We start from the raw sequence: 19,403 nt of genomic DNA on the forward strand, positions 1-19,403 counted from the left end.
CTCACTGGCGGGGCGTGCGGATGAGCCCTTCCTGCACGACGGCCGCGACGAGGTCGCCCGCCCGGTTGAAGATGCGGCCGCCGGTGAGCGCGCGCCCGAAGCCCGCGGCCGGGGAGGACTGGTCGTAGAGCAGCCAGTCGTCGGCGCGGAACGGGCGCAGGAACCACATGGCGTGGTCGAGCGAGGCGTCCTGGGTGGGTTCACCGGGGTGGATGACCTTGGACGAGCCGAGCAGCGTCATATCGCTCATGTACGCGAGCGTGCAGACGTGGAACAGCGGATCGTCGGGCAGCGGGTGGCGGTACCGGAACCACACCTGCTGCTGGGCGACCGAACCGTCGCGCCGCGCCACCGACTCCTGCGGCACGATGCGGATGTCCCAGTGCTCCCATTCGCGCATGGCCCACAGCCGCTCGGGGCTCAGCGAGGTCTGCGCGTCGGGCAGGTCGTCCGGCGCGGGCACCTCGGGCATCACGTCCTGGTGGACCGGCCCGTCGTCGCCGACGTGGAACGAGGCCGACATCATGAAGATCGCCGCGCCGTCCTGCACGCCGGTGACGCGGCGGGTGCAGAAGGACCGGCCGTCGCGGATGCGCTCGACCAGGTAGACGGTGCGCTCCTGCGGATTGCCCGGCCGCAGGAAGTAGCCGTGCAGTGAATGCACCTGGAAACGCGGCTCCACCGTGCGCACCGCCGACACCAGGGCCTGACCGGCGACCTGACCGCCGAAGGTGCGCGCGAGCTGGGTCTTCGGGGACGCGCCCCGGAAGATGTCCCGCTCCAGGCGCTCGATCTCCAATGCCTCTTCGATTGTCGCCATGCGCTGAGGTTAACCCGCGGCATCCGATTCGCCCCGTTCGCCCACCTGTTGCCCCGGCGTAGGGGTCTGTTCCGCGATCGGAGACGCGGTGGGGCGGTCTGCTGTGATGGAGGCGTGCCGCATTTCGCACCCATCACCCCGCGCGGGCTCGCCGACCTGCTGATCGTCCGCCTCCACGACTTGCCGGGGCGGCGCGTTGTCGCGATCGACGGGGCCGACGCCGCCCGACCCGCCGACTTCGCGCACGAGGCCGCGCGGGCCGTGCGCGACACCGGCCGCACCGCCGAGGTGGTCTCGACACACGACTACGTGCGCCCGGCCTCGCTGCGCATGGAGTACGGGCGCGAGGACGAATTCTCCTACCGCACAGCATGGTTCGACTACGACGCGCTGCGCCGCGAAGTGCTCGACGCGCTGCGCGCGCACGGCCGCTGGCTGCCCGCCCTCTGGGACGAGTCCACCGACCGCTCCGCCCGCGTCGCCGTGCGCACCGCCCCCACCGACACGGTCCTCTTCCTCGCGGGCCCGATGCTCCTGGGCCGCTCCCTCCCCTTCGACTTGACCGTCCACCTCGACCTCGGCCCGGCGGCGCTGCGGCGCAACACCCCGGACAGCGAACAGTGGACCATCCCCGCGCTGGGCGCGCACGCGGACGAAAACCCGGAGGTACCAGACTATTTCGTGCGCTGGGACCACCCGGACCGGGCGGCGCTGCGACGTGAGTGAGGCCGGGTTTCGGCCGTGCGGCGCTCTCAGGAGGTGTGTGGGCCCGCGGTCGCGTCGGCGACCAGGTCGCGTAGTTCGACGAGCGCGCTGATCAATTGGTCGATGCCGGGGCGCTTCACCGGGAAGTGGCCCGCGCCTTCGAGTTCGATGAAGCGGGTTGGGGCGGTGATGCGGTCGAAGAACGCGCGGCTGACGGCGGTCGAGGTCCAGCGGTCGGCGCCGGGGTGGGTGAGCCGGACCGGGCAGGCTCCGTGGAGCCGGAGGATTGCACCCAGGGCGTCGAAGCCCAGGTCCACGGAGTTGTTCTCGACCCACCGCCCGGCAGCAGCGTGGAAGACTGCGTCGAGACGATGATCCGGCTGTGGACCGCGGCGCTTCGCGAAAGCTCCACCGGGGCAACCGACTCCGACGAGTCCTCGACGAATGGTACGGACCCACCTCCGACCTGACCGTGGATGCCGCTGCGACTCTTCGGGGATGGGCACGAGGTGAGCGAGCGGCGATCTCGGCGCGACAACCGGGTGCCGCCCGAGGCATCCGGCTCCACCCTCCATCCCACGCCCGGCAGAGCGCGCCGACCTCACCGCTCGAATATTGCCGCCACCTCGTCGGCGGGCCATTGCCCCGTCCTCCTCCGATCCCACGGCGTAACCGTCATGACTCGCTTCCCCTGTCCTGTGCGATCTATGCGGCGATCTCGCGCGGATCGATGCGATCGGTGCGCCCCGCCCCGCACTCCGAGTGCACGAGTTCGGTGACCATATTCGGCGTGAATTCCTTGTGTCCCAGCACTTCCCGCAGTCCGATAACCAATTCGACAGTGCTGTAGTCGAAGAGGGACAGTTCCCGGCCGAGCAGCAGCTTGATGTGATGCTCGAAGTAGAACCGCTCCCCCAGCGCGAATCCCGCGGCGTCGGTGCGCGGCACACCGGCCGCCCACGGTGTCGCCTCGATCTTCACCCGCGTCACGCCGAAACCGGCCGCCACCACGCCTTCCGCGAAATCTCGCACCGAATCACGCACGGCCACAAGGGAACCCGAGCGCCGAAGGGTGAACATCGGCTGCACGGGCACCCGACCTCCGGCCAAGGCGATGTGGACGAACTTCGCACCGTGCGCCGCCGCGTGCCGCTCCAGCGCGTCGGCCGGGTCGTCGACGCGCACGGTAACATGCGCCTCGAAATCACCGTGAAAATGGGGAAGCTCCGCTGTCACCCGACCATGCTCGCAGGCGGTGCGGGCGGTGTCGTCCGAATATCCCCCGAACGGCACGGAACCCGGCCACGCACGACCGGGTTCGTTGGAGCGCTTGGTTATTCGGCTCGCATCAGGCGGTGCAGGCCACCGACTGCTGACCGAACGCGGTGAGCATCTGGCAAGCCCAGTCCTTCTGGACCTTCCACTTGCCGTCCTCGGCGACGAAGGGGACATCCACGATGTTCTCCTGGCCGTTGAGGACGACCTTCGCCTTCGCGTTGACCACATTTCCGTACGCCGTGACGTCGGTGACCTCGATGGTGGCGCCGGTGTCGGTGTATGCCTGCGCCAAGCGACCCGGCAGTTCCGGATCCGCCTCGACGCCCTGCACCATGTCGAGCTTCTCCTCGTTGGGCACGGCCGGGTCGAGCGCGCGCTGCAACTGCGCGTTCAGATCCGCCACCGACGGCACCGCCGGCGTGTTCTCCGCCTGCGTGGTGGTGGCCTGGGCGGTCGCCGACGTGGTCGTGGTGGTGGGTGTGTCGTCGCCCCCGTCGTCGCTGCCGCACGCGGCCAGGCTCAGCGCCGCCACGGCCGCCAGGCCTGCGATCGCGATCTTTCCGGTCCTGCGAAACATCAACTGTCGTCCTTTGCGTTCGAATCGGGTCGCGTCGCCCCGGCTGCGTCATCGCGCCGTGTCGCGCCCGCGCGGGGCCAGCGGACGTCATCGGCACCGCGCCCGACGCTATCCGGCGGCTCTGTGGAAACTCTGAGACCGCCGTGTGACCGGCCCAAGAGTCGAACCCGGACACGCGAACGCCCGGCCGCGGAAACCTCCGTGACCGGGCGTCGAAACCTGTTCACCAACCGCGCTCGGCGAGCCGGTGCGGCTGCGCGATCTCCTCCACGTTGATGCCCACCATGGCCTCGCCCAGCCCGCGCGACACCTTCGCCAGCACGTCGGGGTCGTCGTGGAAGGTGGTGGCCTTCACGATCGCGGCCGCGCGCTGTTCCGGGTTGCCCGACTTGAAGATGCCGGAGCCCACGAACACGCCCTCAGCGCCGAGCTGCATCATCATCGCCGCGTCGGCGGGGGTGGCGATACCGCCGGCGGTGAACAACACCACGGGCAGCTTGCCGGTCTCGGCGACCTCGCGGACCAGCTCGTAGGGGGCCTGCAGTTCCTTGGCCGCCACGTACAGCTCGTCGGCGGGCAGCGCGGCCAGCTTGCGGATCTCCTGGCGGATCTGGCGCATGTGGGTGGTCGCGTTGGACACGTCACCGGTGCCGGCCTCGCCCTTGGAGCGGATCATGGCCGCGCCTTCGGTGATGCGGCGAAGCGCCTCGCCCAGGTTGGTCGCGCCACAGACGAAGGGAACGGTGAAGTTCCACTTGTCGATGTGGTTGGTGTAGTCGGCGGGGGTGAGCACCTCGGACTCGTCGATGTAGTCGACGCCGAGGCTCTGCAGGATCTGCGCCTCCACGAAGTGACCGATGCGGGCCTTGGCCATCACCGGGATGGACACGGCGTTGATGATGCCGTCGATCATGTCCGGATCGCTCATCCGGGACACGCCGCCCTGGGCGCGGATGTCGGCGGGGACCCGCTCGAGCGCCATGACCGCGACCGCGCCGGCGTCCTCGGCGATCTTGGCCTGCTCCGGGGTGACGACGTCCATGATCACCCCGCCCTTGAGCATTTCGGCCATGCCGCGCTTGACGCGGGCGGTGCCGACGGTGGTGGTGGGCTCGGGCGTGGTCACGGCAAACTCCTGTGTCATGGGCGCCTATCGGGTCGCGCGGATCGAGGAACGAGCCAATTCTAGGCCCGCCCGAAATGCCACTTGATAGCCAGTTGGAGACCACTGGACTGGTCCCCCGGCGCACCCGCTCGGTCCACCGCTCCCGTTCGCCGCATCCGCCGCCGTCGACGGCGGATCACCGGAATCAGACCGGATCGATCACCAGCAGCTGCGCCCAATACTCGGCGGCGGCCGGACCCAGGATCGGCAACAGGAAATCGAACAGCAGGTACGACATGAACTACATCCCTCCACACCAGCGAAACGGACCGCTCCACGTCGACGGGGAGCAGCGGCTCCGGTACCACCGCGCCGCCCGCAGCTGGGCTACCCGCGGCGGCGCGATCCAGTCCCGAAGCTATCACGAAGTGAAGCGGATCACAGGGCGGCGCGGAGCGCTCAGCGGATGGAGCGGACCTCGGGATCGTCGTTGCCCGACGCGACGGCGGCGGCCTCGGGCAGGAGTTCGTCCAGGTGGTACGGGTAGACGGTCTCGCCGGTGGCGTCGATGGCCCGGATCTCCTCGGGCGTGCACCAGCGGTGCCCGGTGATGCACCGGCGCTCGACGTGGGTGAGGTTGCCCGGCTCCGGATCGAACTGGCGCACGCGCAGCGCGAAGAACAGCTCCTCGGCGCGGATCAGTTCGCCGTCGAACGGGAAGACGGCGACCCGCCGCCAGATCGGGCCGCGCAGGCTCACCGGATCGGCGCGGTGCCCGGTCTCCTCCCACAGCTCCCGCACGGCGGCCGCGCGCAGGCTCTCCCCCGGCTCCACGCCGCCGCCGATGGTGAACCAGAACGACACGTCGGGCGTCTTGGGGTCGTGGCCGCGCATCAGCAGCACGCGGTCCTGCTCGTCGAGGAGCACGACGCGCGCCGACGTGCGGATCGTGTCGACCTCGAGCCCGGTGGACGCGGCGGGGGTGGCGCGTTCGGTGATCTCGAAGTAGGTGGGCAGCGGCGCGGTGCCGCCCAGGTGCAGCCAGCGCACCGGGCGCCGGGTGCGCAGGGCGAGCGTGTCGCGGACGGCGTCGTTGTGGAATCGGCGGGCGATCAGGACCCTGGCCTCGGCATCGGCCAGTTCGGCCACCAGCTGGGGCCGCAACTGCGCGATATCGACCCCCGACAGCGCGGCGGACAGCTGGTTCTCGACGGTCTCGCGTTCGGCCCGGTCGGCGCGTTCGGCCCGGTCGGCCAGCCCGGACAGGTGCTTGGCCTGTTCGGCCAGCGCCGGATCCGACACCGGCCCGGCGATCGCCATGGCCACCGAGCGCGCGACCACCGCGCGCCGGGCCAGCGCCGATTCCAGCGCGTGCCAGGACTGGTCGGAGCGCACGTGCAGCCGGTCGAGCCGGTTGGCCGTGGAGTAGGCCCACAGGCCGATCGCCACGACGACGGCCGCGATCAGCGCGAGAACGAGGACCGTGGTGGCGGAGAAGGTGATCATCCGGCGGCCCGGACCCTCGTGTCGCCGACGGTGACCGTCTCGTAGACGCGCAGGATCTGTTCGGCCACCACGGGCCAATCGTATTCGCCGACCACCTGATTCGCGGTGCGGACAAGGCGCTCGCGCCGGGCGGTGTCGGTGAGCACCCCGTCGATCGCGGTGGCCAGCGCGGGCGCGTCGCCCACCGGGACCAGTACACCCGCCGCGCCGTCGCGCAGCACGCGGCGGAAGGCGTCGAGCTCGCTGGCCACCACGGCGGTGCCCGCCGCCATCGCCTCGATCAGGATGATGCCGAAGCTCTCGCCGCCCAGGTTGGGCGCGACGTACACATCGGCGCTGCGCATGGCCGAGGCCTTCTCCTCGTCGGAGACCTGCCCGAGGAAGCGCAGGTGGCGCGCGTGCGGACCGGCCTCGCGGCGCAGGCGCTCCTCGTCACCGCGCCCGACGATGAGGATCTCCAGCTCCGGGTGGCGGCGCACCAGCTCGGGCAGTGCGCCGAGCAGCACCTCCATGCCTTTGCGCGGCTCGTCGTAGCGGCCGAGGAACAGCACCGTGCCGCCCGCGCGCGGGTAGCCCTCCAGCATGGGGGCACGGGCGAACGCCGCCACGTCGACGCCGTTGGGGATCTCCACCGCGTCGGAGCCCAGCGCCTCCACCTGCCAGCGGCGGGCCAGCTCCGACACCGCGATCCGACCGCTGATCTTCTCGTGGTACGGCCGCAGCACGCCCTGAAAAGTACTGAGCACCAAGGACTTCGTGGTGGAGGTGTGGAAGGTGGCCACGATCGGCCCCTCGGCGATCTTCAGCGCCAGCATGGACAGGCTCGGCGCGTTGGGCTCGTGGATGTGCAGCACGTCGAAGTCGTTGCCGTCGATCCAGCGCCGGATGCGGGTGTAGGCCATGGGGCCGAAGGAGAGTCGCGCGACCGAGCCGTTGTACGGAATGGCGACCGCGCGCCCCGCCGACACCACGAACTCCGGCAGCGGCGTCTCCTCCGAGGCCGGCGCGAGCACGCTGACCTTGTGGCCGCGCTCGATGAGGACCCGGGCCAGCTCCACGACGTGCGCCTGCACGCCGCCGGGGACGTCGAAGGAGTACGGGCACACCATCCCGATCTTCACGACGCCTCGTCTCCCGCCGTGTGGCGCCCGAGTTCGGCCTGCGCGGCCGCGATCCTGGCCAGCCGCTCGGGCGACAGATCGCCCTCCCAGAGCGGTTGCAGCATGTGCCAGTCAGCCGGATGTTCGGCGATGTTGGCCGCGAACCGGTCGGCCAGCGCCTGCGTCGCGGCGGCGACGCCACCCGAGACGTCCACCGGCGCTTCGGTTTTCAGCCCCCACGCCTCCGTGCCGTCGTCGGTGACCCGGTACCAGGCGTGCACCGGCAATAACGCGGCGCCCGTCTCGATGGCCAGTTTCGCCGCGCCGGCCGGCATCCAGGTGCGCTCGCCGAAGAAGGTGACCGGCACGCCCTTGCCGGTGAGGTCGCGCTCGCCCATCAGGCAGACGATCTTGTTCTGGCGCAGCCGCTCGGCGAGCACCGCGAAAGGCGGCTGCTCACCGCCGGTCAGCGGGAACACCTCGAAGCCGAGGCTCTCCCGGTAGGCGACGAACCGCTCGAACAGCGACTCCGGCTTCAGGCGTTCCGCCACGGTGGTGAGCCCGCCGTAGTTCTGCACCAGCCACAACCCGGCCATATCCCAGTTCCCGGAGTGCGGGAGCACGAAGACCACGCCGCGGCCGCGTTCCAGCGCCGCGTCCAGATGCTCGAGCCCGCCGACCGGGTGCAGCGGGGAGGAACCCAGCGCCGCGTGGTCCATGGTGGGCAGCCGGAACGCCTCGCGCCAGTACCGCGCGTAGGAGCGCAGGCTCGCGCGCATCAAGTCGTCGGGGACCTCGGCGGGCGCGACGCCGAGGACGCGGGCGAGGTTGCGCCGCAACTGATCCGGGCCGCCGTCGCGCGCCGCGCGTTCACCGCCCCAGTCGAAGAGTTTGCGCGCGGCACGCTCCGGGAGCGCGCGCACCAGGCGCCAACCCGCCGCGTATCCGGCGTCGCTCAGCCGTTCTCCGAAACTCACCGTGCCCCCTGTGCCACAACTCCGACAGTACGTCCGCTATGACCGATTCGCCCGGCGCGAGCGCTCACCGCGCCTCCTGCGCTGCGGCGGGCGGGATCACGTCGCGCGCGCCCGGCGAATTCCGCACGGCCAGCACCCGCTGGAACACGGTGATGATGCTCAGCACCGCGAGAATCCACATCGCGACGTGCACGGCGTAGGTCAGCCACTCGATGTCCCAGTGGCCGCCGATGCCGGTGAAACCCGCGCCGACCAGCACGATGATCAACCGGTCGGGACGCTCGATGAGGCCGCCGTCGGCCGAGAGCCCGCTCGCCTCGGCGCGCGCCTTGGCGTAGGAGATGACCTGCGAGGTCACCAGCACCACCAGCGTCGCCGCGAACAGCCACCTGTTGTTCTCGTGGTAGACCGCCCACCAGGCCAGGCCGCCGAAGATCGCGCCGTCGGCGACCCGGTCGCAGGTGGCGTCCAGCACCGCACCGTATCTGGTGCCACCGCCGCGCGCCCGCGCCATCGCGCCGTCGAGCATGTCGAACATGACGAACAGCCAGATCACCATGGTGCCCCAGAACAGGTGACCCGTCGGGAACAGCGTGACCGCGGCCGCGATCGACGCGGCGGTCCCGATCAGGGTGACCGCGTCGGGGGTCAGTCCGGTGCTCACCAGCGCCTTGCCCAGCGGGGCGGTCGCCTTGGCGAACGTGTCGCGGCCGAAGAAGCTGAGCACGGCTAGTCCGTTTCCTTCCACGCGGCGGCCAGCAGCGCCCTGGTCTCCCGGAGCAGCTGCGGCATCACCTTCACGCCGCCCACCACGGTGATGAAGTTCGCGTCGCCGCCCCAGCGCGGCACGATGTGCTGGTGCAGGTGGTCGGCCAGCGACCCGCCCGCGACGCCGCCCAGGTTGAGGCCCACGTTGAAGCCGTGCGGGCGGGACACGCTCTTCATCACCCGGATGGCACGCTGGGTGAACGCCATCAGCTCGGCGGCCTCGGCGTCGGTGAGGTCCTCCAGGTCGGCGACCCGGCGATAGGGCACCACCATCATGTGACCGGGGTTGTACGGGTACAGGTTCAGCACCGCGTACACCAGATCGCCGCGCGCGACGATCAGGCCGTCCTCGTCCGACATCTTCGGGATGTCGGTGAACGGGTGCCCGGTCGCGTCCTTGGGGCGCGAGCCGGCGGCCTCGGTGATGTAGGACATCCGGTACGGAGTCCAGAGTCGTTGCAGCCGATCGGGTTCGCCCGTGCCGATGTCCACGATGTTCCCCTCCGTGTCATCCACGGCGTCCGGGATACTCATGCGCCCGCCGCCGAGACGATCTCGAAACCCTCCGCCGTCGGCGAGGCGTTCTCCCGGCGCGCGATCCAGTCGGCCACGGTGGCGACCGCGTCGTCGACCGGGACGCCGTTGACCTGGGTGCCGTCGCGGAACCGGAAGCTCACCGCGCCCGCGTTCACGTCCCGCTCGCCGGCCAGCAGCATGAACGGGACCTTCTGCGCGGTGTTATTGAAGATCTTCTTCTGCATCCGGTCGTCGCTGCGGTCCACGTGGGCGCGCACGCCGCGCTCGTGCAGCAGCTCGATCACCTTGTCCAGGTGCGGGGCGAAGGCCTCGGCGACCGGGATGCCCACCACCTGCACCGGGGACAACCAGGCCGGGAAGGCGCCCGCGTAGTGCTCGGTGAGCACGCCGAAGAACCGTTCGATCGAGCCGAACAGCGCGCGGTGGATCATCACCGGACGCTGCTTGGTGCCGTCGGAGGCGGTGTACTCCAGATCGAACCGCTCCGGCAGGTTGAAGTCGAGCTGGATGGTCGACATCTGCCAGGTGCGGCCCAGCGCGTCCTTGGCCTGCACCGAGATCTTGGGGCCGTAGAACGCCGCGCCGCCCGGATCGGGCACCAGTTCCAGACCGGAGGCCGCGGCCACCTTCGACAGGGTCTCGGTGGCTTCCTCCCAGATCTCGTCGGAGCCGACGAACTTCTCCGGGTCCTTGGTGGACAGCTCCAGGTAGAAGTCGTCGAGGCCGTAGTCCTTCAGCAGGTCGAGCACGAACCGCAGGGTGTCGGTGAGCTCGGCGTGCATCTGCTCCTTGGTGCAGTAGATGTGCGCGTCGTCCTGGGTCATGCCGCGCACCCTGGTCAGGCCGTGCACCACGCCGGACTTCTCGTACCGGTACACCGACCCGAACTCGAACAGCCGCAGCGGCAGTTCGCGGTAGGACCGGCCGCGCGCGCGGAAGATCAGGTTGTGCATCGGGCAGTTCATCGGCTTGACGTAGTAGTCCTGGCCGGGCTTGCGGACGGTGCCGTCCTCGTTCAGCTCCGCGTCCAGGTGCATGGCCGGGAACATGCCGTCGCGGTACCAGTCCAGGTGGCCCGACACCTCGAACAGGTGGCCCTTGGTGATGTGCGGGGTGTTGACGAACTCGTAGCCCGCCGCCACGTGCCGCCTGCGCGAGTACTCCTCGAGCTCCTTGCGGATGATGCCGCCCTTGGGGTGGAACACCGGCAGGCCCGAGCCGAGCTCGTCGGGGAAGCTGAACAGGTCCAGCTCCAGGCCCAGCTTGCGGTGGTCGCGGCGCTCGGCCTCGGCGAGCAGGTGCAGGTACTCGTCCATGGCCTCCTGGGATTCCCAGGCGGTGCCGTAGACGCGCTGCAGGTCCTCGCGGTTCTGGTCGCCCCGCCAGTAGGCGGCCGAGCTGCGGGTGAGCTTGAAGGCGGGGATGAACTTGGTGGTGGGGATGTGCGGGCCCCGGCACAGGTCGCCCCAGATCCGTTCGCCGCTGCGGGGGTCCAGGTTGTCGTAGATGGTCAGCTCTTTGCCGCCGACCTCCATCACCTCGGGGTCGTCGATGCCGGACTTGTCGCTGATCAGCTCGAGCTTGAACGGCTCGCCCGCCAGTTCCGCGCGGGCCTCCTCGACCTCGACCACCCGGCGCGAGAAGCGTTGCGCGCCTTTGATGATCTTCTTCATCCGGGTCTCCAGCTTGGCCAGATCCTCGGGGGTGAAGGGCCGGTCGACGCGGAAGTCGTAGTAGAAGCCGTCCTTGATGGGCGGGCCGATGCCGAGCTTGGCCTCGGGAAACTCCTGCTGCACCGCCTGGGCCAGCACGTGCGCGGCCGAGTGCCGGATGACGCTGCGGCCGTCCTCGGTGTCGGCGGCGACGGGCTCGACCTCGACATCGGTGTCGGGCACCCAGGACAGATCACGCAGCGCGCCCTCGGCGTCGCGCACCACGACGACGGTCTGCGGGCCCTTGGTGGGCAGTCCGGCCTCGCGCACCGCGGCGCCCGCCGTCGTCCCGGCCTGCACCCGGACGAGGGCGGCGGGGGTGCTGGCGGCGGTGGTGGTCACGGCGGCGCTCTCCTTGACGTGTTCTGGGTGCGGGCGGGTTCCCGCGCGTCGGCGCCGGGGCGGTCGTTCGCTCCGGGCGTTCTCATGCTAGCCAGCCAGCATCCTCGCACCTGCCCCCAGGCCACCACGAATCCACAACGCACGCACCTGTGCACGACTTCGCGCGGTGGGGCCTCGGGCACCCTTCGCCGCCCACCGCACGGGCATCGCCATCGCCATGGGCGGCCCCCGACGGACTTCCGGGCCTCGTTTCCCCCACCACGCGGGCGGCGACGTTGCGTCTCGCGATCCGCCCTCGGCGTGCCGCGACTTCCAACCACAGGGTGGCGACCTCGGCGGGCAGCGGTGTCAGGCGCGGGAGCCGGGTTTTCGAGTACCCGCGCGATCCGCCGCGGACGGCACGCGCGCGGGGAATCGTGCCGGAGTATCCGCGGCACTCCATCGAACGGTCCACCGCTGTGACGGGCGGCACCTGGCGACCCCAGCCCTCCACGACCCGCGAGCCAGGCGCGCCGCCCCGTTCACCCCCGCGCGGCGCGCTCGAGCAAGGCCGTGCGTTCGGCGGCGGGACGCTTCGGGCAGCTGGTGCACATCTGGCAGCCGTCGACCTCGTAGACCAGACAGCACGACGTCCGGCGCAGGAAGGTCCGGCCGCCCACCTCGACGAAGCGCGGCACCGGCAATCGCCCGCCGACCTGTTCGGCCAGCCGGGCGCCCGCACTTCCGTCCCCCGCGTCGAGGGCGCGGTTACCCATGGCGTCGGCGGCCACGGCCCACAGCGAGGGCACTCCGGCCCCCGACACGGCCGCCACGACGGGGATGACGGCGGCCAAGGTCTCGCGCAGGACGGCCGCGGCGCGCGCGGGATCCGGCGCGTCGACCGGCGGGATGCGCACCCGCTCCACGCCGCCGTCGGGCCGCACCTCGCAGTCGAGCCGGTCCAGCGCGGGTTCGGGCGGCAGCTGCCCGGTGGCGTAGGCCCTGGCCAGTGGCTCCACCAGTGCGGACGCGACCATGCACCACCACAGGGTGCCCGCCACGCGCGGGACGGCGGTGCCCCAAGCCTCCCCCATCTCGGTGATCCTGGCGCTCAGCCACGTAGGCTCGGTGAGCATGCCGCCGGGGACGGTGTTCACCACGTCAGGGGACTGCGCAACCATTCCGCTTCGACTCCGATCCAGCCGCCGACCATTCCGAATGTTCCGAGGACCCACAGCGTCGCGAGGACGAGCAATACAGTAGCTATCGCTCCGAGGGCCCGCAGGAACAGTCCCTGGGAGACATACCAGTTCATGAGCTGCCAGTAGCGCTCCCGCACCGCGGCCAGCGCCTTCTTCGCCCAGCCGAATTCGGTGGCGAGGATGCCGAGTCCGGCGAACACGATGGCCCAGCCCGGCCCCGGATACGGGATCGCGACGATGCCCACGGCCAGCACCGCGACGCCGACCACGCCCACACCGATGCGGTACGCGCGGTTCAGCGTAGGGCGCGCCGCGACACGCGCGCGAAAGCCACGCCATCCGCTCGGCGTTTCGGGGCTGTCCTTCTCCAACTCCACGCTCACATTCGCCAGGGTACGAGCTGTCCGGCCGTCCGACCGGTCCCGGTGACGAAGAACCCGCGGCGACCGGCAGGTCACCGCGGGTTCCCCGGCATCGTGCGGATCAGACCAGTTCGGGCACCGGACGGTCGGTGGCGCCCTCGATGTGGGCCAGGCCGTCCACCGTCACCTCGACCACGCGTGCGCCCGCGATGTCGAAGAACAGCCCCGACACCCGCACCCCGCGTTCGGCGACCGCGCGCCGCACCACCGGATGCCGGTGCAGCGTCTCCAGCTGCACGGCGACGTTCACCATGCTCAGCTGGTCGACCTCGCCGAAGCCCGCCGCGCGGGCCGCCATCACGACCGGGTGCCCGTGCCGGAAGCGCCGCAGGCTCGGCTTCGCGTGCGCAAGCCACGGGCCGATGGACGGGCCGGTCGCGGTGCCGGTGTGCAGCGCGTGCATGGCCCCGCAGGAGGAATGCCCGCACACCACCACCGAGCGCACGTTCAGTTCCTCGAGCGCGAACACCAGGGCCGCTTCCACCGACGCGTCACCGGATTCGGGCACCAGGTTGCCCACGTTGCGCACGGTGAACAGGTCGCCGGGCCCGCTGTTGGTGATGACGTTCGGCACGATCCGCGAGTCCGAGCAGGTCAGGAAGAACGAGTGCGGGTCCTGCCGGTCGGCCAGACCGCCCAGGTGCGGGCGCACCACGTGCGCGTGACTGCGGTGGAACGCGGCCACGCCCTCGGCCACCGGATCGGCCTTGCGGTCGTCGCGCTGCCACGGGCCCAGGATCTCGTCCCACACCGCCCGCCCGAACCCGCGCGCGGGCGGGCCGGAGAGCGCATCGGCCATGCGCACGGTGCCGATCTCGACGAATTCGACGCTGCCGCCGCCGTGTTCCTGCTGGCGCACCCACTCCTCGATGGCCTCGAAGGCGGCGTGGTCGAGGAAGTCGACGGTCATCTCCACGGTCACATCGGTGCCCGGCGGCACCTTCGCCAGTTCCGCCGAGAGGCGCGGCAGCGCCAGGAAGGTGCAGGAACCGTCGATGGTCACCAGCCAGCGCTGCGACTGCGGGATCTGGCGGGCGTCGATCGCGACCCGCACCACCCGCCACAGCAGCAGCGCGAAGGCGAGCAGCAGGCCGATGAGCACGCCCTCGAGCAGGTTCAGGAACACCACGCCGAGCACGGTCACCGCGTAGACGAGCAAGTCGCCGGTGCGCCGGGCGAGCTTGATGTGGGCCAGCTTCACCAGCTGGATGCCGATCACGATGAGCAGACCGGCCAGCGCGGCCGTCGGGATCTGCTGCACCACCGAGACCAGCGCCACCGAGAACAGCAGGATCCACACGCCGTGCAGCACCGCGGAGGCGCGGCTGCGCGCACCCGCCGCCACGTTCGCCGAGCTGCGCACGATCACACCGGTGACCGGCAGGCCGCCGAGCATGCCCGACACCACGTTGGCCGATCCCTGACCGACCAGCTCACGATCGAAGTTGGTGCGCTTGCCCGAGTGCATCTTGTCGACCGCGACGGCCGAGAGCAGGCTCTCGACGCTGGCGATCAGCGCGATGGTGAGCACCATGAGCGCCACCGCGCCCCAGCCGCCGTCGGGGATCTGCGGCAGGCCGATGGCGTCGAACAGCGAGCCGTTGAGCACGATCCGCTCGACGTGGGTGGGCAGCACCAGCGAGAGCAGCGTGCCCGCCAGCACCGCCACCAGCGGTCCCGGCACCACCCTGATCTTCTCGGGTGCGTAGCGCCACCCGAGCATGATCGCGATGACCACCGTGCCCACCACGGCGTCGCCGGCGTCCAGTGACGCCAGCCGGCCGGGCAACGCGCTGATATTGCTCCACGCCGAGCTCTCCGACGAGCCGCCGAGCAGCACGTGGATCTGTTGCAGCGCGATGGTGATGCCGATGCCCGCGAGCATGGCGTGCACCACGACGGGCGCCACGGCCAGCGCGGCGCGCGCGATCCGGCTGAGCCCGAACAGGATCTGTAACAACCCGGCCGCGACGACGATGAAACACGTGACGCGCCAACCGAATTGGTTGATGGATTCGGCGACGACGACGGTCAGGCCCGCGGCGGGGCCGCTGACCTGGAGCACGGAGCCGCCGAGGACACCGGCGACGATGCCGCCGACGACGGCGGCGATGAGTCCGGCCGCGACGGGCGCGCCGGAGGCGAGCGCGATGCCGAGCGAGAGCGGCAGCGCGACGAGGAAGACCACGATCGACGCGGGAACATCATGGCGCACAACGGATGCCAGCCATTCGGACAGGGCCCGTGCGCGCGGCGTGGTCGGGGGTGGGGCGAGATCACTCTCGACAGCCATGGCTTCTCCTTCGCCGACTCGGCGCGCACGGCGCCGACGTCGGTTGACGATCAACTTTGTCCAACAGGGCAAAAGACCGCGAACCGGCATCTCGCGGTGAAGCTGTCCCGACACAGCGACGGGTCGAGAAGGTAAAGCTGGAACGAGGCTATTAGTAAAGGCTTAGCAAAGCCTGAGAGGGAAGAGCTTCGTGGCGGCTCACATATCTCCCCGCCGGTGTGTTGTCCGGCACACCAGGGTCGAATCGTGCAGCGGGAGCGCCCGTTCCACGTCCGTCGCGCACGCCGGTCAGGCGGGCGGCACACGGCCGTCCACCCCGTCGCGCGCCGTCGCGGGAACGAGGATTCTCAGGTTCGCGCGAGGCCCTCGCGCCTGCCGGATCCCGGTCGGATCGTCCGGGCCGACCGCGCCGTAACCGCGCGTCCTGGCGACTCTGCGCACCGGACGGCCGCGCGTACGGCCTGACGAACCGCCCGCGGACGGGCTCGCGACACGGGGGCGAGCACCGCGCGAAGCGGCGGCATGATCGATCGAAAATACAAGGGCCGCAGTGACCTCCGCGTCGGTGCGGGGTGTGCGGGACGACCGCGACGTCCGTGGTGCGGGATCGGTGTCGGTGGACATATCTCTCCTTCGCCGGCGCGGCGTGCGGCCGTTCCGGTTCATCGGTCAACATGTACTGGCATCGAAAGCGAGCGGCGGGCGAAGCGTGGTGGAGCACAAGATGTTTCACGCGAGCGGCGGCCCCTCCGGCACCGGGGCCATTGTCAATAGTAAAGACTTCGCAAAGCGCACGGAAAGCTTTCCGGGCGGAAACATCGAACCGCTATCAAATCGTGATACGCGTCACAAGTACGGCACGGTCTGGCCGGGTCACCGCGAAGGGACTCAGGGCCCTCCGAAACGGGTAGAAGTCCCCTGTTTGCGCACCCCGGGGGGCCGAAGACTGGGGACATGATCGACAGCGAGACCTCTCATCCCCGCCACCGCGCTCCCCGCGCGGCGGGTCTCGCGCTGTCCGCTCGCCGCGCCGACCGGGTCGCCGCTCTCCAGTTCGTCGCGAATCCCGGCGCCGTTTCGCGGGACCCGGGATGAACGCCGTGGCCGCCCCGGATCGCCGCGCCGCCGGCACGGACCTGTCCGTGCTGGCGGTCCCGGCCCGCATCCTCGGCGCCGTCCTGTTGGCCCTCGCCGCGGCCGCCTCGTTCGCGCTGGCCGGGTGGGCCGCCGATTTCGGCGGGCTGGTCTACGTGACGTTCGCGATGTACGTCGGAGCCTCCGCGTGGCTCCTGCGCTGGGGAATCACGCTGGGGCGCAACGGCACCCGGCGCCCGTCCACATCCCGTCGCCGCCGCGGCGACTGAACCCTCCGGAGGCCGCCATGTCCCGCTCCTCGGATCCGCACCACCTCGCCACCGCCGCCGTCGTGGTCGGCGTCGACGGCTCCCTCTCCTCCGATCGCGCCGTGCGCTGGGCCGCGAGCACCGCAGCGGGCCGCAATCGTGCGCTGCGCCTCGTGCACGGGTACGACCTCACCGCGGTGACGGCGATCTACGGCGCCTACGACGCGATGGTTCCCGGTGTCGCCGACGCGTTGCGCGAGCGCGCCGAACGCGTGGTGGCCGCCGCACGAGAGGTCGCGCTCGCGGCCGCGCCGGACTGCGAGGTGCGCACCGAGGTCTCGCCGGAGCACCCCTCGAAACTGCTCATCGACGCCTCGGCGACCGCGCACCTGGTGGTGATGGGCGCGGGTTCGGGCGGGCCGCTCTCCCCCATCGGCTCCACCGTGTACGCGGTCGGCGCGCACGGGCACGGCTCGATCGTGGTGGTGCGCGGCGACGACCACCCTGCCGACCGGCCCGTGGTGGTGGGCGTCGACGGCAGCCGGGTCGGTGAGCCCGCCGTGGCCGCCGCCTTCGCCGAAGCCGCGTTCCGCGACGCGCCGCTGATCGTGGTGCACGCCGTCAACGACATCACCGTCGACGCCTTCCGAGTGTTCACCGGCGTCCTCCCCGACGGCGGGGTCGAAGCGGCCGCCGCGGAGATGCTGTCCGAGCGCCTCGCGGGCTGGCAGGCGAAGTACCCGGAAGTCCACGTCGAATTCGACATCCACCCCGCCGGCTCCCGCAAACACCTGCTGCGCCACTCCGAGACCGCCCAACTCGTCGTGGTCGGCAGCCGGGGGCGCGGCGGTTTTCTCGGCCTGCTCCTCGGTTCGACGAGCAACGCCCTCCTCCACCGGGCGGCGTGCCCGGTGCTCGTCGCGCATCCGGACTAGCGGACGCGACCGGGCCGCCCACCCGGACCAGCGCAGGCGGCTGGACGCGGACGATTCGGGCGGCGGCACGTGAGCGACGACCAAGCCCCTGATACCGATCGCCGCCTACGCCAGTCCGGCTGGACTACCGCGCTGCCACCCCGCCGAGGAACTGCCGGAGTGAGAGGCGGCAGACCCGGCGAACCCCGAGGCGCGCACGACGATTCAGAAGTGTCTCGGCCGCGCACACGCCCGAGGAAGCACGGCGGCGCCCGCGCGGGGGCGATCGCCCGCATCACCCGCATCTCCTGTCGATCGCCCGTGCCGACGGCCGGCGCGGCCCTACGACTTCCAGGACAAAGACGTTGCTCCGAACGACTGCCGCCTCGGAACCGGTGGCGATCCCGCTTCTGTGCATATCCGCTGCGCGGGGTGGCCAATCGACCGGCCGAGACCTCGCAGAGCAACGAAAAATCCCCCCGACCTGGCATTTCAGTCGAGGGGATTGCTGTGGTCCCAGCTGGGATCGAACCAGCGACCTTCCGCGTGTGAGGCGGACGCTCTCCCGCTGAGCTATGAGACCGGGACTGCGGTCCGGAGGGTGTTCCCTCCGAACGAGATGGAACATTAGCACGCACCACCGGTCGGTCACCAAATCGCCACCTGGACAGGGTTGATCGGGGGTGCGGGAGGGGTCGGGCGCGCGTGAATCGGTGACACATAAGCCCCAGTGGTCGATCCGCGCACCGCGCACCACACCAGACCCCCGCGCCCCTGACGCAACTCGGCCGTTTCCAACCGTTCTACCAGCGGATTTGTACCTTTCACCGAGCGTCGGCTAATGTTCTGTCTCGCACCACGGAGGCCGGAACGAAAGCCCCCGAGATGCGAATGCGGATGTAGCGCAGCTGGTAGCGCATCACCTTGCCAAGGTGAGGGTCGCGGGTTCGAATCCCGTCATCCGCTCGAGAGGTAGGGCCAGGCAGTGAAAACAGCCGTCCCCCTTTGCGCGGTGGAGTGGCCGAGTGGTGAGGCAACGGCCTGCAAAGCCGTGCACACGGGTTCGATTCCCGTCTCCACCTCGCGCGATTAGCTCAGCGGGAGAGCGCTTCCCTGACACGGAAGAGGTCACTGGTTCAATCCCAGTATCGCGCACCACCGTAATACCAGGTCAGCCCCGGTTTTCACCGGGGCTTTACTTGTGTTCGTGCCACTTACGCGCGCTTCCGCGTCACCTCCGACCCACCCGGCCCGCGCTGCGGGCCCACTCGTGCTGGTTCGAGGCGTGACCGACACTCCTCGAACAAGCGGTGCGGCGACCGCCGACCCGGACCTACGTCCGGAGAGTTCCCTTGCGGGACAATTCAACTCCGCGCCCGGACACGGACAGAATCGCCTCACATCGAAATATCACCCAGGCGAACCCCGGTCGCGGCCGTGCCGGGGAGTCCAGGCGCCGCGAACCCGAGCTCACTCGAACCGTTTCAACCACAACCGCTCGTCGAATCCCCCGCGCCGCGCGTGTTTGTGGGCGGCGGCGCGGACGAGGTCGTCGAGGGCGAAGCCGTTCAGGCCGGCGACGGTGAGCAGGACCTCGAGGACGTCGGCGGCTTCCTCGAGGCGGTCGGCGGGGTCCTGGGCGGCGCGGAGTTCGGCCGCTTCCTCGAGGAGTTTGTCGTGCAGGGCGATCTCGTAGGCGGCCGTGCTCAGGACGTGCACGTTGGGGGTGCCGCCTTCCGCGCGGATGATCTCGGGAATCCGGTCCCGCACCAGCTTGCCCATCGCTCCCCTTTTCGACGTCGATGCCGTCACCCAGTTGTACT

The 19,403-nt window shown here is 70.4% G+C and carries 19 protein-coding genes and 4 tRNA genes; 7 read left to right on the forward strand and 16 right to left on the reverse strand.

Annotated elements, in window-relative coordinates; genetic code table 11:
• Position 1 precedes the first annotated feature (1 nt).
• A complete protein-coding gene (locus OHB21_RS33300; RefSeq protein ID WP_067504156.1) occupies positions 2-820 on the reverse strand; it encodes an acyl-CoA thioesterase in 819 nt (272 codons plus the stop codon).
• 114 nt (positions 821-934) lie between these two features.
• Between OHB21_RS33300 and OHB21_RS33305 the strand changes: the two genes are divergently transcribed.
• Positions 935-1,546, forward strand: a complete 612-nt coding sequence (locus OHB21_RS33305; protein WP_067504159.1) for a nucleoside/nucleotide kinase family protein — start codon at positions 935-937, stop codon at positions 1,544-1,546.
• Positions 1,547-1,572: 26 nt separating this feature from the next.
• On the opposite strand, the gene OHB21_RS33310 is transcribed toward OHB21_RS33305, so the two are convergent.
• The 13 genes from OHB21_RS33310 to OHB21_RS33370 form a co-directional block, all read right to left on the reverse strand.
• Positions 1,573-1,842, reverse strand: a complete 270-nt coding sequence (locus tag OHB21_RS33310; protein WP_067504162.1) for an alpha/beta fold hydrolase — start codon at positions 1,840-1,842, stop codon at positions 1,573-1,575.
• A gap of 388 nt (positions 1,843-2,230) precedes the next feature.
• A complete protein-coding gene (locus OHB21_RS33315) occupies positions 2,231-2,761 on the reverse strand; it encodes a hypothetical protein (RefSeq protein WP_147265722.1) in 531 nt (176 codons plus the stop codon).
• A 112-nt stretch (positions 2,762-2,873) separates the two neighbouring features.
• Positions 2,874-3,380: a hypothetical protein gene (locus OHB21_RS33320; protein ID WP_067504167.1), complete on the reverse strand. Its 507-nt coding sequence runs from the start codon at positions 3,378-3,380 to the stop codon at positions 2,874-2,876.
• Between the two features lie 223 nt (positions 3,381-3,603).
• Complete coding sequence (gene pdxS / locus OHB21_RS33325) at positions 3,604-4,524, reverse strand: pyridoxal 5'-phosphate synthase lyase subunit PdxS (protein ID WP_067504169.1); 921 nt, start codon at positions 4,522-4,524, stop codon at positions 3,604-3,606.
• Positions 4,525-4,944: 420 nt separating this feature from the next.
• Positions 4,945-5,988, reverse strand: coding sequence for an NUDIX hydrolase (locus tag OHB21_RS33330; RefSeq protein ID WP_067504311.1), 1,044 nt, complete (start codon positions 5,986-5,988; stop codon positions 4,945-4,947).
• The gene (locus OHB21_RS33335; protein WP_067504171.1) at positions 5,988-7,112 is read right to left on the reverse strand and encodes a glycosyltransferase family 4 protein; all 1,125 of its coding nucleotides are present in this window, start codon (positions 7,110-7,112) and stop codon (positions 5,988-5,990) included. Before OHB21_RS33335 ends, OHB21_RS33330 begins: the two co-directional genes overlap by 1 nt.
• Entirely contained in the window at positions 7,109-8,068 is a 960-nt protein-coding gene (locus OHB21_RS33340; protein WP_067504174.1) for a phosphatidylinositol mannoside acyltransferase, read from the reverse strand. The genes OHB21_RS33335 and OHB21_RS33340 overlap by 4 nt, the downstream gene beginning before the upstream one ends.
• A gap of 64 nt (positions 8,069-8,132) precedes the next feature.
• Positions 8,133-8,795 (reverse strand): phosphatidylinositol phosphate synthase, encoded by a 663-nt coding sequence (gene pgsA, locus OHB21_RS33345; protein WP_067504176.1) that lies wholly within the window; start codon positions 8,793-8,795, stop codon positions 8,133-8,135.
• Positions 8,796-8,797: 2 nt separating this feature from the next.
• On the reverse strand, positions 8,798-9,370 hold the full coding sequence (locus tag OHB21_RS33350; protein WP_067504178.1) for an HIT family protein: 573 nt from the start codon (positions 9,368-9,370) through the stop codon (positions 8,798-8,800).
• Entirely contained in the window at positions 9,367-11,427 is a 2,061-nt protein-coding gene (gene thrS / locus OHB21_RS33355; protein WP_067504182.1) for a threonine--tRNA ligase, read from the reverse strand. Before thrS ends, OHB21_RS33350 begins: the two co-directional genes overlap by 4 nt.
• A gap of 521 nt (positions 11,428-11,948) precedes the next feature.
• A complete protein-coding gene (locus tag OHB21_RS33360; protein WP_170160686.1) occupies positions 11,949-12,563 on the reverse strand; it encodes a (2Fe-2S)-binding protein in 615 nt (204 codons plus the stop codon).
• Entirely contained in the window at positions 12,560-12,991 is a 432-nt protein-coding gene (locus tag OHB21_RS33365; RefSeq protein WP_067504187.1) for a TIGR02611 family protein, read from the reverse strand. Before OHB21_RS33365 ends, OHB21_RS33360 begins: the two co-directional genes overlap by 4 nt.
• A 100-nt stretch (positions 12,992-13,091) precedes the next feature.
• Entirely contained in the window at positions 13,092-15,323 is a 2,232-nt protein-coding gene (locus tag OHB21_RS33370; RefSeq protein ID WP_067504190.1) for a SulP family inorganic anion transporter, read from the reverse strand.
• A 954-nt stretch (positions 15,324-16,277) separates the two neighbouring features.
• Between OHB21_RS33370 and OHB21_RS33375 the strand changes: the two genes are divergently transcribed.
• The 3 genes from OHB21_RS33375 to OHB21_RS33385 are packed head-to-tail and all read left to right on the forward strand — an operon-like array spanning position 16,278 to position 17,601.
• The gene (locus tag OHB21_RS33375; protein ID WP_157115796.1) at positions 16,278-16,418 is read left to right on the forward strand and encodes a hypothetical protein; all 141 of its coding nucleotides are present in this window, start codon (positions 16,278-16,280) and stop codon (positions 16,416-16,418) included.
• Positions 16,415-16,687 carry a hypothetical protein gene (locus tag OHB21_RS33380; protein ID WP_067504192.1) on the forward strand — a complete coding sequence of 91 codons (273 nt, stop codon included), beginning with the start codon at positions 16,415-16,417 and terminating at the stop codon, positions 16,685-16,687. The genes OHB21_RS33375 and OHB21_RS33380 overlap by 4 nt, the downstream gene beginning before the upstream one ends.
• Positions 16,688-16,704: 17 nt before the next feature.
• Positions 16,705-17,601: a universal stress protein gene (locus OHB21_RS33385; protein WP_067504195.1), complete on the forward strand. Its 897-nt coding sequence runs from the start codon at positions 16,705-16,707 to the stop codon at positions 17,599-17,601.
• A gap of 490 nt (positions 17,602-18,091) precedes the next feature.
• Here OHB21_RS33385 and OHB21_RS33390 read toward each other — a convergent pair.
• Positions 18,092-18,163: transfer RNA gene (locus tag OHB21_RS33390), tRNA-Val, on the reverse strand.
• 310 nt (positions 18,164-18,473) lie between these two features.
• Between OHB21_RS33390 and OHB21_RS33395 the strand changes: the two genes are divergently transcribed.
• The 3 genes from OHB21_RS33395 (at position 18,474) to OHB21_RS33405 (ending at position 18,738) form a co-directional block, all read left to right on the forward strand.
• Positions 18,474-18,546: transfer RNA gene (locus OHB21_RS33395), tRNA-Gly, on the forward strand.
• Between the two features lie 45 nt (positions 18,547-18,591).
• Positions 18,592-18,662, forward strand: a tRNA-Cys gene (locus tag OHB21_RS33400).
• A 1-nt stretch (position 18,663) separates the two neighbouring features.
• Positions 18,664-18,738 (forward strand) — tRNA-Val (locus OHB21_RS33405).
• Between the two features lie 312 nt (positions 18,739-19,050).
• On the opposite strand, the gene OHB21_RS33410 is transcribed toward OHB21_RS33405, so the two are convergent.
• Positions 19,051-19,392, reverse strand: coding sequence for a nucleoside triphosphate pyrophosphohydrolase (locus tag OHB21_RS33410; RefSeq protein ID WP_324192090.1), 342 nt, complete (start codon positions 19,390-19,392; stop codon positions 19,051-19,053).
• Between the last annotated feature and the right edge of the window lie 11 nt (positions 19,393-19,403).

The organism is Nocardia puris (assembly GCF_036051655.1).
In the GTDB taxonomy this organism is placed as follows: domain Bacteria; phylum Actinomycetota; class Actinomycetes; order Mycobacteriales; family Mycobacteriaceae; genus Nocardia; species Nocardia puris.